Consider the following 15,114-nt stretch of genomic DNA (forward strand, 5'->3'; position numbering starts at 1 on the left):
GCTATAGTCTAAAAAAGTTCTAACTTGAGAATCAATTATTCTGAATATTCAAATACTCCAATATCAGGCGCATTGCCTAAAAAATCTAAGCCAACATCAATGCCAGCATCTACTCCCGGACTAATTGCTGAAAGAGCTTTATAGTCAGAATCAATTTGAGGATCACTTCTTATATTATCACTAAATAAAATACTTGGAGCTGGACCAACAAACGCCTGAATATCGTTTCCAGTATTAAAAAGAATATTATTCTTAAACTGAACAATAAAAAAACCTCTTTTTCATCATCCCTGTGTAAGATGAAAAAGAGGCTTTTTTAATTAAGTTTAATTAAAATGAGTAGTTTAATGCCAAGTTAACAAGGTTTAGACTAAGTACCTCTTGATCAAAAAAGTAATTTACATCAAAAGAGTACTTTAATCCCAGGCCCGTATCACCCAATGTGGTCATTAAACCTATCCCCCCTCTTACACCAATATTATTATCAGATGTATTCAATAAAATTGGAAGCCCTAAGTTAACAACAGGTTCAATGGCTCTATTGGAACTAGGATAAAAATTAAGTAACGGCGTTACGTAAAGTGGGTTTTCATCAAAACCTTTATCCTCAACTCCAAATATAGCTTCTATACCCAAGCTCCAGCTTGGATCTGGAAAAATCTCACCCCTTGCGCCAAATAAGGATGCAGTTGAACCTTCTGGTTCACTCAGTTGATAGGGCATCAAAAATACTGCTCCTACTTGAATATCTCTATCATTGTTTTCTACAATATAGGTTTCATTAGCATAGGCAAAAGATATAAAGCCTGTTACCAAAGCTATCATTATTTTTTTCATTGTTTGCTCCTTTTTGTTCTATTGTTGTTCATTGCTTTTAACAACTCTTTCATATCTATACATATCTCTTTTAGCTTTTTATTCACCTGACTAAAGTTAGCTCAATCAAAGCAATCAATTACAATAATTCTTTTTTAGTTTAAATGACTTCAATGTTCTTCAAAATCAAAAAATAATCCCCAACAGGTATAAATTTATAAAATCCAAGCTCCTTAAAATACACTGATTTACTTTTAGCTATATCAAAGGCGACTTGTGTTTTTACAAAAAAAAATCTTAACTTATTGCATTACCAGTTATAGATAACGACAATATAAACTCTTATGTTAAAATCAAACAAAAAAATTTATGTTTACTGTGGTCTATTCTTGTTTTATCGCAAACGACAAGTTCTTTAGTTTATAATATTCTAATTGAATTGCTTACCCCATAGCAATTCTAACAACACAATTTATTCTATTTGTATATGGGGTAGTTATTTGGCAAGTTCTGAAAATGCTTTTTGTGCATCTTTATTACCTATAATCGCAACCCAGTCTCCAACTTGAAAAATTTGATCTATTTCTGGATTTGGAATAGCAACGTTTTTTCTAACAATACTTACAATTGAAGCACCTGTTTTTGAACGCGTTTGTGAGCCACCAATTGTTTGCATTTTGAGCTGACTGGTTTCTTTAATTTGAAACCATTTCAGTGGGAATTGATGCTCAGCGGTTTTAAGTTGTTGTAAAGTTTCGTATTCTCCATTTTTAGTAAAGTAAGGTGAAAATAAATCTTTACGAAGATCTTCTGTATAGGCTTGAATCTCATTCACAGGCATTTCATCTAATAATAATGTTTCTCTAAGCATTTCAAAACTTGCTTCATATTCAGGCAAAACAACATTTTGTACACCCAAGTTTTGAAATGTTGTTAAAGAATATATATCTGAAGCTCTTGCCACAAAAGCTAGGTTTGGATTAATTTGTTTTGATTTTTTAATAATATTGGTGCTGATAACCAAATCAGGACTTGTTACAACCATACTATGCGCTTGACTTACTTTTGAAGAATTGAGCACAACGGTATGATTTGCATCACCATAAATAACGGGGACATTCTTTTTTTTAAGTTCTAAAAAACGATAATGATCATGCTCTATGATAATAAAAGATTTATCAATTTTTTGGAACACTTTTGCCAGGCTAGACCCTACTCTTCCACCACCTACAATCACTGTATGTTTCTTTAAATTAGACTCACTTATATTTGCCATGGATAGTTTTTCATTTTTTACAAAACGTTTTTTAAATGCATAGGCTTTAGGAACCAGTTTTGAAACAAAGGGTGTAATAACCATTGTTATGATTGCAGTATTCAATACCAGCCCATACAAGTCTTGAGAAATTGCGTTACTGGAGACTCCAAGTTGCGCAAGAACAAATGAAAACTCACCTACTTGAAATAACCCTGCTCCAACTGCCATGGGTACAATATTTTTATAACGAAAAATTTTAGCAATGCCTGAAAAAATCAATCCTTTTCCAAAACTAATCACAACAACCAAGAATAAGATTTCTAAATAATGATTGATTACAAAAACGGGGTCCAATAACATTCCAACAGAAGCAAAAAATAATAAACCAAATAAATCACGTAATGGAATAATGTCACTCAATGCTTGGTGACCAAAGTCAGACTCACTCAACACAATTCCAGCAACAAATGCACCAAAAGCAAATGATAGCCCTGCTAGGTGAGTAAGATAGCCAACCCCTAGTCCCAAAGCGGCAATGGCTAACAAAAACAATTCTTTTGACCCTAATTTTGCAATATATGACAAAATCATTGGAAAAACACGTGTCCCCACCACAACCATAGCTGCAATAAATCCAAGTGCTTTTAACAGAGACATCATTAATATTAATACACCCCCAGAAGGATCATTCAATTGTGGAAGAAGAATCATAAGTGGCACAATTGCTAAATCTTGAACAATAAGCATGCCTATCATTACTTTACTTGATAATGTTCCCAACCAGCCTTGATTCATTAAAGTTTTTAACACTACCATGGTACTAGATAGAGAAAGAAGTGATCCTAACCAAATACACTCTTTCCAATCAAGACCAAAATACGCTCCAATTCCATAACCCAATGCAATGGTTAATAACATTTGTATAGGAGTACCTCCTAACGCAACCCATTTCACCGGCTTTAAGTCTTTAAATGAAAACTCTAAACCTAAGGCAAACAATAAAAGTGCTACCCCAATTTCAGCCAACTTTTCAATTTCATGAACATCTGAAACCGTTACTCCGCCTGTATGCGGTCCCAAAAGAATACCTGCCCCAATATATCCAAGAATAATTGGCTGCCCTAAACGTTGCAGAACAATACCCAAAAAAAACGCCGTAATAATTAAGTATATGATGTCAGTAGCAATTCCCATTTGATTTCCTTATGTATATATCACTTAAATTATAAAAAAACGTAGTTATTGTATTTTTAATAAATCATTTATCCCAATATACCCAATCACTTTAAACGCTTGACTTAAATTTAAAAGTAAAAAATCAGTAAAGTTCTAGATAAAAACCATCTTAAACGTTATTTTGTGCTATTGAATATAAAATACCTTAGGAAAGAATTTTTTATGTCTAAGAATATACCACAAGATTTTTTTAATGAAGATATGGCGCAAGCTTATGATGAACGCAATAGTAAGTTAAGCCCAATAAAAGAAGCCTTACACTTTACTGTCCGTTTACTTTTACAAGACCTTCCTAAAGACTCAAAAATTTTATGTGTTGGTGCAGGAACTGGATCTGAAATCATTTGGTTTGCAAAGGTTTTTCCTCAATGGAATTTTGTTGCGCTTGAACCTTCAGAATCAATGTTAAAGGTTTGCAAAAAAAGAATAACCGAAGAAGGTCTTGCCAATCAATGTAAGTTTGTTCATGGATACATTGAAGATCTTCCAAAACAAGAAAAATTTTCTGCCATCTTAAGTCTCTTTGTTGGAGATTTTGTTGAAAATACACAACGGATACATTTTTTTCAAAATATGGCTTCACGCCTACAAAAAGACGGCTATCTTATTCATGCAGAAATCAGCTATGACCTAAATTCACCCCAATTTCCATTGATGCTTGAAAAATGGGAAGAAGTACAAAAACTGATGGGAGCAACCCCAGAAAGTTTAACAAAATTACCCCACCAGCTTAAAGAAGTGTTAACTGTTCTCCCCCCCTCTAAAACTGAAGAGCAAATCAAACAAGCTGGGTTAGATTGTCCAGTACAGTTTTTCCAAACCCTTATGATTTGTGGATGGTTTTGTAAAAAATAGATGTATGATTTTTGTTAATCAAGTTTACTATACAATTTTAACGTTACCATTAAGAAACATATAAATCATTTTGTAGGCCCATATCTGGATTAATTGCATACTGATCTAAGTTGCTTATCCCAGCTTTTGATAAAACATTTTCATCTAAAAACAAATTCCCAGTTGTTTTTTCTGGAGATTGGCAAAAAATCCAATGTGCGGCATCTGCTACAATATCTGTTTTACGGCTACGCTGAATCATTTGATCACCACCCAATAAATTTTGAACAGCTGCCGTTGCAACCAAGGTTTTAGGCCAAAGCCCATTCACTGCAATAGCGTCTTTTTTAAATTCTTCTGATAAACCTAAAGTAAGCATACTTTGACTGTATTTAGAAACTGTATAAATACTATGCTTAGCAAACCATTTAAGATCTAAGTCAATAGGTGGGCATATGTTCAAAATATGCGCATGTTCACTGTTTTTCAGGTAAGGTAAGGCAAATTTAATAAGATGAATTGGCGCATAGGCATTGATTTGGGTCATTAAATCAATTCGTTTGCTCTCAAGTTGATCCAAAGTTTGTAATTGAATGGCTCCAGCATTATTTACCACCATATCTAACTGACCAAAAGTCTTTAGCGTCTTTTCAACTGCAGATGCAAGTTGCTCCGTATCACGAACATCACAAGCTACCGCCAAGGCTTGTCCACCTTCTTTTTCAATGTCTGCAACTGTCTCATGGATTGTCCCAGGTACTTTTGGGTGGGGATTTTCAGTCTTTCCCAAGATAACAACCCGCATTCCAGCTTTAGCCATTCGCAAGGCAATGGCTTTACCAATTCCACGGCTGGCTCCACTAACAATTAAAACTTTATCTTTTAATAGTGTTGTATTCATAAATGAACTATAACAAAACTACTCAAGAATGCTTTAAATAAAAACTAAAATAATTTAAATTCATAGCTTTTGTATTTTATTAAAAGGGTTTTCTAATTATGAAAATTTCCCCTTAACTTTATCTCTATTTAAACCACGTATATATTAACAAAAAAGTGTTTAAGGAAATAAACTGGCAATACACCTGATTTATCAAGAAATAAAAAAACTCATCTCATTTTGCATACCAATAATTTAACATTTCATAGTTTAGTCACATTTATTTCTTTAATGCATTTATACTACACTTTTTTTCATTACTTGGGAATGATGCTGTAATCAGCGCTTTTATAAAATAAAAAATAACCTTTTACAGACTGTCGTATGCTCTTTTGAGCTTTACATTAAATTAAAAAACTTAGTCTTAATCTTTTTGGCAGTAGATCAAAGCAGTGTATGGCTGCATATTGTTAACAGGCGTATCATTGGCCCCATCAAATTGAAGAGAAGCTAGATCTACTGAGCCTTCTTTCATTCTAACTGTCAAAAGACCCATTGCATCTGGTGTATATATAGGAAACCCTGCCGTTCCAAACATTGAGTCAGGAGCCATCTCATCTAAAATCGCATCATTGGTTGTACCTAGTATTGCGCCTGAGCCTGTTACTGGAAGAACAGAACTTGGAAGATTTGTTTCGCTTAGCGTATTACTTTCTACACCATTTTGTTCTTGAAAATTATAATTGTTTAAACCTGCACCTTGGCCAGAACCTATAACAGCTCTTCCACGCATATCCAATGTACTATTATTGCCATCCATCAACACCCAACCATTTGGACATGTTGCCAGATTAAAAGGCATCACAGCCCCAGTGGGAACACCCACTCCATCCAAGTTAACAGAAACTTGTTGTTGTGCATAAGCTGTTTCAACCATAAAGCTCAGAATTGAATCAACACTAATATTTAGCGCATTGCCAAGTTGGTGAAAAACATTCAATGTCACTTGACTGGTGTTTTGATTTTCAATTTGAAATAAGTACCCATTTAAATCTACAGAATTAGCCAACACTCTTTCAATTGTGTCCATGTTAACACCTGTTATAATAATTTGATTATTTTCAATTCTTAGGCCAGAAATTGTGGGTTGCTGTTCATTAACTTCTGATCCATCAAAATCAATAAAGCTCCCACAACTTGCTAAAAGTAGACTTAGGCAAACTATATAAGTTCTTTTTAAAAGATAAAATCTTATTTTTTGCTTCATGTTATACTCCTATAGACTTAAACGGTGTTGCATGATTATGCATGTCTTTTTATTCTATCTTAATTTAACTTTAGTTGCAAAACCCCATTGTTAAAAACACTGTTCAAATACCACAACTAAATTAAACTAAAGTTTACGCAAATCTTATACAAACATGATTTTATCGTTGATAGGTTCTTAAAAATCAACACCTTATATCTATTTTTCATGGCATATAACTTGCTCTTTATATTAACATGCATTTTTATGGATCTAAGCATGTTGCCCAAATCTTATACATGTGTAGTTTGATCCTATTGGCTTTTTTTGCTGCTTGTGGCCAATCTTTTATCATTCAAAGTGAAAATAATCCTATGCCCCCCTTTAATGAGCCAGTTCCAGATCCAACTGAAAACCTAGCCATTGACCCTGATATCCCATTAGCGGAAGGTTACTTTTCTAACTTCCTGCCCATTCCTAGAGAGTATCCAAACAATGAAATAGGAGCTCTTTCTACTGTCAATGATTACCCAATTGGAGGAGGTAGCGGCTATACAATAGGCCCAAAAAAATCAGATGCAGATTTTATTATTTCAGGGGCTGATAGTTTAGCAAAACTAAGAAACACATTAAGCCAAGCTTCTCCCGGTCAAATTGTATGGCTTGAAAAAGATTTTTTAGTAACTGATGGACCTATTGTTATTCCAGACCATGTTATGTTAGCAGGAGATAGAGGACAAAATAGTTCCGGTCCAAAGATAACCTGTGATTATAATCCAGGGGGTAATGATGCTTGCATCCAACTTAAATCTGGAAGTGTAGTAACTGGTTTTAGGGTTTTTGGTACATCTAGCAATCCCAATCAAGAAAGAGAAACCTTATGTGGTGTTGGTCGTGGCAAAGGCTATATTAGCAATATGGAAATAAAAAATTTTCCCGATTCAAGCACCATTTTTTTACGTGGAGAACGCGGTTGGATAGCTTACTCTGACCTTGGTGATCAACATTATGATGCCATTTACAATGGTCCTGATGCTGAGCTAGGTTACTTTTTTAATCTTAAAATAAAGTGGTATTGGAATGCTGTTGCCGTAGGGCAAAACAATACGGGTGCCGGTCAAGGGTTTGTTCTTAAAAGAAGCTTACTGATAAGAGGCAATAGAGACTATGCAGGAGGTGCTGATTATGGCGCAGAAACCCATGAAACTTCAAACTACCATTTAAGCTTAGAACGTAAGGTCATTGTGAAGCATAATACCTTTCAAACCACACCTGATGTAGATATGACATGTATTTCTTTTTATGCAAGCGGCTGCGGTCCTTGGTATGATGTTAAAATTGGAACTGCCAATGTTTCTACCAAAGTTACCGTCACCCACAATTACTTTTCAAGAAATTTCAGCGAATTAGTTGATGGTGGAAACATACACAATGGTTGGAGCTTGGCATACTTTATAGAAGGCAATGGAGATGTCCAAGATACCCTTGAGTACAATTCTTATGCAGATCAACGCTAATAAACTTTAATGGCAGCGAAAACCTTGAATCGCTCCAAAATAAAATCCTTCTTTATAGTCAGCATTATTATTTAAGCCTGCAATTATACTATTGATGGTATCTATTAGACTACGATAGTCCTGAGCATCTTTATGTCCATTATTCAATGCTTTAAAACCAGCATTACACCCGTCAATTTGATCAGTACTAATAAAGCGTTGTTCTAATTGATCATTAACTGTTTGGGTTGAACAGTAGCCATAGGCAAGACAAGGGTTGTATTCTTCTAACTGTTCAGCCAATGCATAACCTTTAATAAACCATTGCTTTAAGCTTGTGTCACTTGAGCCTAATGCATACTCTAAGACCAATTGATCTATATTGCTTTTCTGTCCAGAGTTAGACTGATAATAGTCTTGATAGCCCATCAAAAATCCCTGTTCACATGCATCTTGGTTAAAGTTACTAGGCTGCGCATCTTTTAAATGGGCTTCATCACAAACATATGTTGCCAAATAGTTGATATTAAAAGCAAATGCACTTGATAAGCCCAGTAAACTCACTAACAAAACGTGTTTTATATATGACATAAATCTCCCCTTTAAGACGCGTTTAAACGATTAATACTGTTGAAATAACAAAAAAAATGCTCTGATGCAAAAAATACTTCAGATTATATTTTCATCAATAGGTTAACTCGCTTTGAGCTCATAAGCTTAAAAAACATTTAAAATCCTGAGTATATATAAAGTTATCTATTATTTTAATGCTTAAAATGATTCTTCTTTATACATAAACATCACAATTTTTTTGGATAAGGGCTGACCTTGAATATATTCCTCATGCATACACACCATCGTATGATGTACACTTAGACCACACATAATCGTCATGTTTTTTGGAACATCTAAATCCAATTGATTTAAAATCAGACCAAACACTGATCTAATTTTTACCAATAGCATTGAATGTGCAACCTGAAACCCGTTTCTGTGAGTAATATTGACTCTTCTTCTCGTTCTGGTTTGTAAGAATGTATCATCAAGTCTAATTTCAAGATTGCTTCTATCATCTGATGTTTCATATTTTTTTTCAAAAAGTTGGGATATATTTAAATCTGTTCGTATATGTTCTGCATCATAAAAACTTAGCTTTTCATTATCATAGACATACACTGCCATTAAACCCCAAATCCCCAAGTAGTTGGGATTAGTTTGAAAATAGTCCCAGTCAATTCTTTCTTCCTCAACTTCAGAAGACTCTTCTGCATTGGATAATGCAGTATACTTGGCTCTTAGTAGACTTTGTTCAGCAATTTCAAAATAATTATTCTGAGCATAAATAAAAGATAAAGATAAAATAAAAATATAAAATCCAAAGTATTGTTTCACCCTAAGCCTCATGCCTGAACAAATAGCAAAACATGTGCCATTATTAAAATGGTATTTTGATGGGCTCTAGCCAGTTATGATTGGTCATTGTCCACGTTAAAGAGATATCTTGGTCATATCAAGGATGTAGATGCCGCATTTTCTTTATTGATAAAAAAAACTCTACACCCAAATATTGCCTTTAAGCGTAGAGTTTTTATATTTTTATTTAAGCTTAAGCTCAATAAAACAAAGCCAATTAACGATGGATGTTCTGTTGATTAATCCAGCTGTTAAATTCATTTTCAGCTTCTTCTTTGCTTTTACCATACGTTTCTTGGATTTTACCTACAATTTGATCGTAATTTCCTTCCATTCGATCAATATCATCATGAGAAATTTCTCCCCATTTTTCTCTTACCATTCCTTTTATTTGTTTCCAGTTTCCTTTAATTATATCTTTGTTCATAATATTTCCTTTTTTATTTTGATTAATATTTTTATTACTTACTGCAGGTTAAACGGACGCTTTCAATATCATCCCATACCGGTATTTTTTTAAGCTTTGCAAGCTCCGCATTGGGTTTAATTGTATAATCCAAATCTTTGTAGTCTTCATCACCATAAAGATAGAGTGTTGCTTTTGAGCCAACCTTAACGCTGTCAGGATCACCACCAAGAGTATAAGGCTTAAGGTCAAAATCAACATCCCCCAAAGTATGTTTACCTGCTAAAGTTAAGTTTGCTCCTTTATAGTTGTCTTTATCGTAAAATGTTGCCCAACAATCTTCATCTGTTGCCAAAGCTTGATAAGTATAAACCGTAACAAAGTTTTTTTGCATGATTTTATCTTCAGCCTTTATTGCTCTTTTGGATTTATTCTTATGATTATCTGCAAAAGCATTATGGATGAACAACAGCGGCAGTACCGCAAGACCAATTGTCATCATTTTTTTCATATTAACCTCCTTATGATTAATTAAATTATTAATATGAACTTACTTATTTTTAACACCATTCAAAACTAACCTTCGTTAGGGCAACAATGCTTAGATAATTAAATAAAAAGTATTGAGAAGATAAATAGCTAAACCACTATTATTAAAAACATGAAACTTATATTAAATAAGTATTGCTAACATCGGCCACATCAATTATTTTTGATTTTATATTGATATTAATGTTACTGGATAATTATTAGTTTCATAAATAGAAATAACTTTTTAAATTACTGGGAAATATTATGAAAGTTACTTTAGTTTTTTTTATAATGGCATATACGAATTACACTGTATATGCTCAAAACCAAGACTGTTTTTACTTGTTGATTGCTTCAACAGAACGAGAAATACAAACTGAAAGTACGCAAGGCAGCCAAGATCTAGACTGTGGTTTTAGTCATCATATAAGACCAAGTATCACACACAATGACTATCATGAAACAAAGACAACCAACAACGATACTATTACTTGTTTAAACTATCTCAAACGGAGTACTTTATGGGTGTCAGAAACTCCAGAGTATTTAGATCCACAGGTTAATCAATCTAAAAAAAATTCACAACTCTATTATTCGGGAAAAGTATGCGGAGAACAAATTGAACATGATTTACATACACTTGCTAAGAATGTACAATCATACTCGTTAGATCAGTTTTTACAAACCAACTTTGTATTTTCTCAGAACCACCTTCCTCAAGCTATATACAAAGACAGCGAGCTTTCATGGACTATTCCTAATTTAAATATTCAATGCAATTGCACTATTAAAAGTGTAGGAACGTTGAAATGCAGTATTGAAAGCCTAGATAACTTTAAAGACTAAATTCTTTTTAAATTTTAGAGACAAGACAATCTTCTTAGCTCTCAATCTTTTTATTTGATATTCCAGATTTCATGTGTTGTTACTGGAAGGCTGTTTTCCCGACCCAACTCAAACGAGTGACCTCCTAAAAGATGGATTTGATTTGTATTATTATCTAACAAGCCTCGTAAAAATGCTTTAGACTCGCGCATGTAACGTCCAGTATGAACCCATCCTTTTGCAGGGTTAGCCAAATCAAGTTTGTAAATATGATTGACGTAAAGTGCATCTCGATGCATGCTTTTACCATAAGGAAATACACCTCCAAAAGCATACAATGTGTTGCCTACAACTGCAGCAGTGGGAGAAAATGAACCAAAAGGTAACGGGGGTAAGTTTTCAACTGCCATTGTTTCTGGATCAAATAGATCAACATTGGTCAAAAGTTTACCATCTGCAAAGCCACCAACAAGAATAATTTTATTATTCCAAACAGTAGAAGCAAAACCTCTGCGGTATGGCTTAGGCAATTCAAATATTTCTGTTTCTCCAGTTTCTAAGTCAAAAACTTCTCCATTACCAACGTAACTTCCTTGCATCCATGTCCCAGAAAGCCAACCATATAAAAGATAAACTTTTGATCCAATTTGTGAAGCCGCATACGATGAACGCTTTTCAGCCAAAGGTAAACTTGACCAAGTCTCTGAACTTATGTCATAAACATCTACTGTATCCAAAGAAAACTGATCATTTGCATTGGGAGTATCATCAGGAATTCTCCCTCCCATAGCAAAAAGTTTATTATTATAGAAAAAAAGTTCAAAACCTTGCGCAGCATTAGGGCGTTGTAAGTTTTTAACTGTAAGCCAAGTTCCATCTGCATTTAAAATTTCTGTGCTTGAAACAATGGCATTGGAACTATGATCATGTTGCTTCCCTTGATTTCCACCCATGACGACCCATCCATCTTGAATTTGGGCAAAACCAAAAGATGAGCGTGCTTGAACCATTTCTTTAGAGTTAAATGATTGTTGCATGTTTAAGTCACCACTAAAAGAAGGGACATAATGCACCCCCTCTCCAGCAAAGATTAAGCTGGGAGCATTATAAGCACCCTCAGAAGATAATTTTGCTTCAAAAAGACGAAACTCATGCGAACGCTGTTCTTCATCAGAACTAAATACAATTGATCCATCTGGCTTAAACGTTGGAGCATAGTCAAAACCAGGTTGTTGTGTTATTCTTTGCGGAGGCTCTGAAAGATTAAGCCGATCATACACGTAAATATCATCATTACTCACTGCATTCTCAGTCACTCTACACACAGCTGCAATATATCGATCATCTTTTGAAATTGCAGGTTCAAAGCAGTATCCTTCCTCTGGTGTAATGCTTAACTGCTCTTTTGTATGCCGATCATAAATAACCACACGCTTGTTTCTAGCTCTTTTTGATGACCCTTCACTTTCTGGTTTTCCATAACTTTCATGAAACACAACATAACGTCCATCTGAAGACAATTTTGGAAAATAGGATTTATACTGTGATGGAATAATTTCAATCTTGGCTTGATTATCTTGTCTGTCAATAACTACAATTCGGTTTTCTTTACTCTTGTTTCCATTTCTATCAATGGTTTCTGGCCCCACAGGTCCTGAATAAGTAATATAACGACCATTTCCGGAAAAAGATGCCATTAAGTTAAAACCAGCATTAGACCATTTTTTTTTAACACCTGTCACCAAATTTTTAACCACTATGACATAATGACCATCCGATCTTTTTTCACTATAAATCAACTCTTGACCATCTGAGGATATGCTTGGATAAATTCCCCCTTCTACCAATACTTTGGGTGACTGTTTAGCAGTTTTTTCATAGATATATGCAACAACACTTTCATCATCTTCATTCCCAGTATACTCTTGCCAAGCATACACCATGCGTTGTTGCGAAAAACAAGCTAAAGCCCAAAAGCTTACACTTAAAAAAGTAAAAATTGATAATCTGATTTGTTTCATGGTTTTCCTTTTATAATTTCAATATTGATAATCATTATCAATAATTTTATAAAAGTCAACTCATTTAAAACGATATTTTAATTAAAGAAAAAATCGCTTGTAGTAGTGACTGTTGTCAACGGTATTAAATATAAAATTTTCTTTGATAAGGCTTACTCTCTAAAAATTTTTTCTAATGTTTTGCCTTTGGCAAGCTCATCTATCAATTTATCCAAAAATCTGATTTCACGCATGAGAGAGTCCTCCATCTCTTCTATTCTAACACCACAAATCACACCTTTAATTAAAAGTCTTTTTGGATTAAGTTTTGGGGCATGTTTAATAAAGCTTTCAAAGTTAGTTTCATTGTTAAGATGTTCATTAAGTTCTTTTTTTGTATATCCCATAAGCCAAAACAAAATTTGATCCACCTCTTGTTTTGTACGTCCTTTTTTCTCTGCTTTAGCAACATAATACGGATAAACATTAGCAAATGGCATACTGTAAATTTTATGATTTTTCATAATAGTTCTCTTTTATAATTTTATTATAATCGTATCATTACAAGAAACATAACCATAAATTATTTATGATCTGAAAGTTTTAATAAAAATTGTACACTATAATTATGGAAAGATATATGGCCTTATTAAGAGGGACTAATGTCAGTGGACACAACAAGCTGCCCATGGCTTCTCTCAGCCAGGTTTTAGATTTTTTAAGCTGCGCTAACATATAAACTTATATTCAAAGTGGTAATGTTGTTTTTTTCATATCCTAAAAAAGCTTGAAACAATTGACAGAAAAAATTTAAAAAAAACTAATCATGATCATGGCTTTACACCAGATATTTTTTTATATAGCCGTGATAACTTTTTATAGTTCATCAAAGACGGTCTTTTTCAATATAAAAAATATATTTTATCTCTTAGCTCCTGACGGTATTAAACGCTCAAAGCTGGTACCACAAATTGAAAAAGCTATGGCCGCGCCAGTAACCGGTAGAAACTTTAATACCATTAAAAAATTAAAGTTTTTAATGGATGATTAACGATCTAAAACTCTACTTATATATTGTTTAATCTTTTCTAGAGGGATGTCTAAAGCTGCGTCTCCTACATACCATTCAAGCGTAGAAAACTCAGGAACAGGTGAGGGTTTGATATTTGAAAAACCCCAGATACCCATCTCTTTTGCTACTTCCAACACACGTTTTGATAAATCATTGCTATCACCCTTAATCATAAGATGAAACATATTCACCTGCGGTATTTTAGGGTTAATGGAAATCCCCTCCATTGTTGCTATAACTGCACAAATTTCTTTGGTTTTTTTATAAAAACTTTCAAAACTATGTATTCTTTTTTTTAAGTTATAGCGTGCTGATAAATATAAAGGTGCCGCCGTAATCAAATTACCGCCATGCCTTCTGTTCCAAACCCGCGCTTTTTTAATAAATATGCTGCTTCCGAGTAGTGCGGCACCTGCTATTGCTCCAATCCCCTTATAAAAACTAATATAGACACTATCAAATAAACTGGTTATTTCTTGATAAGTCTTTTGATAATAGGGAGCGCATTCCCAAACTCTTGCACCATCAAGATGAACTTTAATATTTTTAGAGCGAAGATATGAAATTTGTTTCTTTAAATCTTCCCATGAAGGTAATTGGCCTCCTATTTCTCTTTGCGGTAACTCAATAATTACTGCGGCCGGAATTTCTTTTAAATTTTTAAGATCTTCAATATTCATCAACTGATCTTTATGACCAATCAATTCTGCGCTAAGGCCATGCAGTTTTTTATAAGCATGCTGCTCATGCAACTCTAAATGACAGGTTGGATGGAACGCTATACGTGAATTTTTTTCTAAATCTGTCCATATACGCATGGCGATTAACTGTGCCATGGTACCGCTTTGCAGAAACACACAATCTTCAAAACCAAAAATGTTTTTTAATTCATGTTCAAAGGCTTGGAGAGCCTCTCCTTCACCGTAACGATCCGCCTCTTCGTTTGGCGAAGTATGTTCATACATTTCTTCAAAATACTGTTTAGGTTTAAGTGGATAATGGCCATGTAAAAAAAACTGACAGTTATTCTTAATTTTCAAAATCTCATTTTGATTCATGCTTTAAAGACTTACACAAAACAAGAGTAATAATATATAAAAA

Annotated in this window: 16 protein-coding genes; 5 read left to right on the top strand and 11 right to left on the bottom strand. The window is 33.8% G+C overall.

Features of this window, described 5'->3' with window-relative positions; genetic code table 11:
- Positions 1-330 precede the first annotated feature (330 nt).
- On the bottom strand, positions 331-837 hold the full coding sequence (locus PKC21_02830; protein HMR24267.1) for a hypothetical protein: 507 nt from the start codon (positions 835-837) through the stop codon (positions 331-333).
- Positions 838-1,312: 475 nt separating this feature from the next.
- A complete protein-coding gene (locus PKC21_02835) occupies positions 1,313-3,268 on the bottom strand; it encodes a cation:proton antiporter (protein HMR24268.1) in 1,956 nt (651 codons plus the stop codon).
- Between the two features lie 204 nt (positions 3,269-3,472).
- Here PKC21_02835 and PKC21_02840 point away from each other — a divergent pair, with 204 nt between their 5' ends.
- On the top strand, positions 3,473-4,165 hold the full coding sequence (locus tag PKC21_02840) for a class I SAM-dependent methyltransferase (protein HMR24269.1): 693 nt from the start codon (positions 3,473-3,475) through the stop codon (positions 4,163-4,165).
- A 49-nt stretch (positions 4,166-4,214) separates the two neighbouring features.
- Here PKC21_02840 and PKC21_02845 read toward each other — a convergent pair whose 3' ends face one another.
- Complete coding sequence (locus PKC21_02845; GenBank protein ID HMR24270.1) at positions 4,215-5,045, bottom strand: SDR family oxidoreductase; 831 nt, start codon at positions 5,043-5,045, stop codon at positions 4,215-4,217.
- 403 nt (positions 5,046-5,448) lie between these two features.
- Positions 5,449-6,291: a hypothetical protein gene (locus PKC21_02850; GenBank protein ID HMR24271.1), complete on the bottom strand. Its 843-nt coding sequence runs from the start codon at positions 6,289-6,291 to the stop codon at positions 5,449-5,451.
- A gap of 278 nt (positions 6,292-6,569) precedes the next feature.
- Here PKC21_02850 and PKC21_02855 point away from each other — a divergent pair, with 278 nt between their 5' ends.
- Positions 6,570-7,787, top strand: coding sequence for a hypothetical protein (locus tag PKC21_02855; GenBank protein ID HMR24272.1), 1,218 nt, complete (start codon positions 6,570-6,572; stop codon positions 7,785-7,787).
- 6 nt (positions 7,788-7,793) lie between these two features.
- Here the strand turns inward: PKC21_02855 and PKC21_02860 are convergent, their stop codons facing one another.
- The 4 genes from PKC21_02860 to PKC21_02875 all read right to left on the bottom strand — a co-directional run bounded on the left by PKC21_02860 (position 7,794) and on the right by PKC21_02875 (position 10,096).
- On the bottom strand, positions 7,794-8,357 hold the full coding sequence (locus tag PKC21_02860) for a hypothetical protein (GenBank protein HMR24273.1): 564 nt from the start codon (positions 8,355-8,357) through the stop codon (positions 7,794-7,796).
- Positions 8,358-8,537: 180 nt separating this feature from the next.
- On the bottom strand, positions 8,538-9,158 hold the full coding sequence (locus PKC21_02865) for a hypothetical protein (GenBank protein HMR24274.1): 621 nt from the start codon (positions 9,156-9,158) through the stop codon (positions 8,538-8,540).
- A 238-nt stretch (positions 9,159-9,396) separates the two neighbouring features.
- The gene (locus PKC21_02870) at positions 9,397-9,606 is read right to left on the bottom strand and encodes a CsbD family protein (protein HMR24275.1); all 210 of its coding nucleotides are present in this window, start codon (positions 9,604-9,606) and stop codon (positions 9,397-9,399) included.
- A 34-nt stretch (positions 9,607-9,640) separates the two neighbouring features.
- Entirely contained in the window at positions 9,641-10,096 is a 456-nt protein-coding gene (locus tag PKC21_02875; protein ID HMR24276.1) for a beta/gamma crystallin domain-containing protein, read from the bottom strand.
- A gap of 284 nt (positions 10,097-10,380) precedes the next feature.
- On the opposite strand from PKC21_02875, the gene PKC21_02880 reads away from it, so the two are divergent.
- Positions 10,381-10,962, top strand: coding sequence for a hypothetical protein (locus tag PKC21_02880; GenBank protein HMR24277.1), 582 nt, complete (start codon positions 10,381-10,383; stop codon positions 10,960-10,962).
- 50 nt (positions 10,963-11,012) lie between these two features.
- Here PKC21_02880 and PKC21_02885 read toward each other — a convergent pair whose 3' ends face one another.
- Together PKC21_02885 and PKC21_02890 are read right to left on the bottom strand one after the other, a co-directional pair.
- The gene (locus PKC21_02885) at positions 11,013-12,962 is read right to left on the bottom strand and encodes a hypothetical protein (protein ID HMR24278.1); all 1,950 of its coding nucleotides are present in this window, start codon (positions 12,960-12,962) and stop codon (positions 11,013-11,015) included.
- 152 nt (positions 12,963-13,114) lie between these two features.
- Positions 13,115-13,465, bottom strand: coding sequence for a DUF2200 domain-containing protein (locus PKC21_02890; GenBank protein ID HMR24279.1), 351 nt, complete (start codon positions 13,463-13,465; stop codon positions 13,115-13,117).
- 116 nt (positions 13,466-13,581) lie between these two features.
- Here PKC21_02890 and PKC21_02895 point away from each other — a divergent pair, with 116 nt between their 5' ends.
- Both PKC21_02895 and PKC21_02900 read left to right on the top strand, forming a co-directional pair.
- The gene (locus PKC21_02895) at positions 13,582-13,680 is read left to right on the top strand and encodes a DUF1697 domain-containing protein (protein ID HMR24280.1); all 99 of its coding nucleotides are present in this window, start codon (positions 13,582-13,584) and stop codon (positions 13,678-13,680) included.
- Between the two features lie 87 nt (positions 13,681-13,767).
- Positions 13,768-13,992 carry a hypothetical protein gene (locus tag PKC21_02900; GenBank protein HMR24281.1) on the top strand — a complete coding sequence of 75 codons (225 nt, stop codon included), beginning with the start codon at positions 13,768-13,770 and terminating at the stop codon, positions 13,990-13,992.
- On the opposite strand, the gene PKC21_02905 is transcribed toward PKC21_02900, so the two are convergent.
- Positions 13,989-15,071, bottom strand: coding sequence for a beta-eliminating lyase-related protein (locus PKC21_02905; protein ID HMR24282.1), 1,083 nt, complete (start codon positions 15,069-15,071; stop codon positions 13,989-13,991). The genes PKC21_02900 and PKC21_02905 overlap by 4 nt on opposite strands.
- Between the last annotated feature and the right edge of the window lie 43 nt (positions 15,072-15,114).

Source organism: Oligoflexia bacterium, from assembly GCA_035326705.1.
Classification (GTDB): Bacteria; Bdellovibrionota_G; JALEGL01; order JALEGL01; family JALEGL01; genus JALEGL01.

Coding starts and splice junctions, on each gene's coding strand:
- PKC21_02830 (HMR24267.1), bottom strand. CDS start 837: ATGAAAAAAATAATGATAGCTTTGGTAACAGGCTTTATATCTTTTGCC.
- PKC21_02835 (HMR24268.1), bottom strand. CDS start 3,268: ATGGGAATTGCTACTGACATCATATACTTAATTATTACGGCGTTTTTT.
- PKC21_02840 (HMR24269.1), top strand. CDS start 3,473: ATGTCTAAGAATATACCACAAGATTTTTTTAATGAAGATATGGCGCAA.
- PKC21_02845 (HMR24270.1), bottom strand. CDS start 5,045: ATGAATACAACACTATTAAAAGATAAAGTTTTAATTGTTAGTGGAGCC.
- PKC21_02850 (HMR24271.1), bottom strand. CDS start 6,291: ATGAAGCAAAAAATAAGATTTTATCTTTTAAAAAGAACTTATATAGTT.
- PKC21_02855 (HMR24272.1), top strand. CDS start 6,570: ATGTGTAGTTTGATCCTATTGGCTTTTTTTGCTGCTTGTGGCCAATCT.
- PKC21_02860 (HMR24273.1), bottom strand. CDS start 8,357: ATGTCATATATAAAACACGTTTTGTTAGTGAGTTTACTGGGCTTATCA.
- PKC21_02870 (HMR24275.1), bottom strand. CDS start 9,606: ATGAACAAAGATATAATTAAAGGAAACTGGAAACAAATAAAAGGAATG.
- PKC21_02875 (HMR24276.1), bottom strand. CDS start 10,096: ATGAAAAAAATGATGACAATTGGTCTTGCGGTACTGCCGCTGTTGTTC.
- PKC21_02880 (HMR24277.1), top strand. CDS start 10,381: ATGAAAGTTACTTTAGTTTTTTTTATAATGGCATATACGAATTACACT.
- PKC21_02885 (HMR24278.1), bottom strand. CDS start 12,962: ATGAAACAAATCAGATTATCAATTTTTACTTTTTTAAGTGTAAGCTTT.
- PKC21_02890 (HMR24279.1), bottom strand. CDS start 13,465: ATGAAAAATCATAAAATTTACAGTATGCCATTTGCTAATGTTTATCCG.
- PKC21_02895 (HMR24280.1), top strand. CDS start 13,582: ATGGCCTTATTAAGAGGGACTAATGTCAGTGGACACAACAAGCTGCCC.
- PKC21_02900 (HMR24281.1), top strand. CDS start 13,768: ATGATCATGGCTTTACACCAGATATTTTTTTATATAGCCGTGATAACT.
- PKC21_02905 (HMR24282.1), bottom strand. CDS start 15,071: ATGAATCAAAATGAGATTTTGAAAATTAAGAATAACTGTCAGTTTTTT.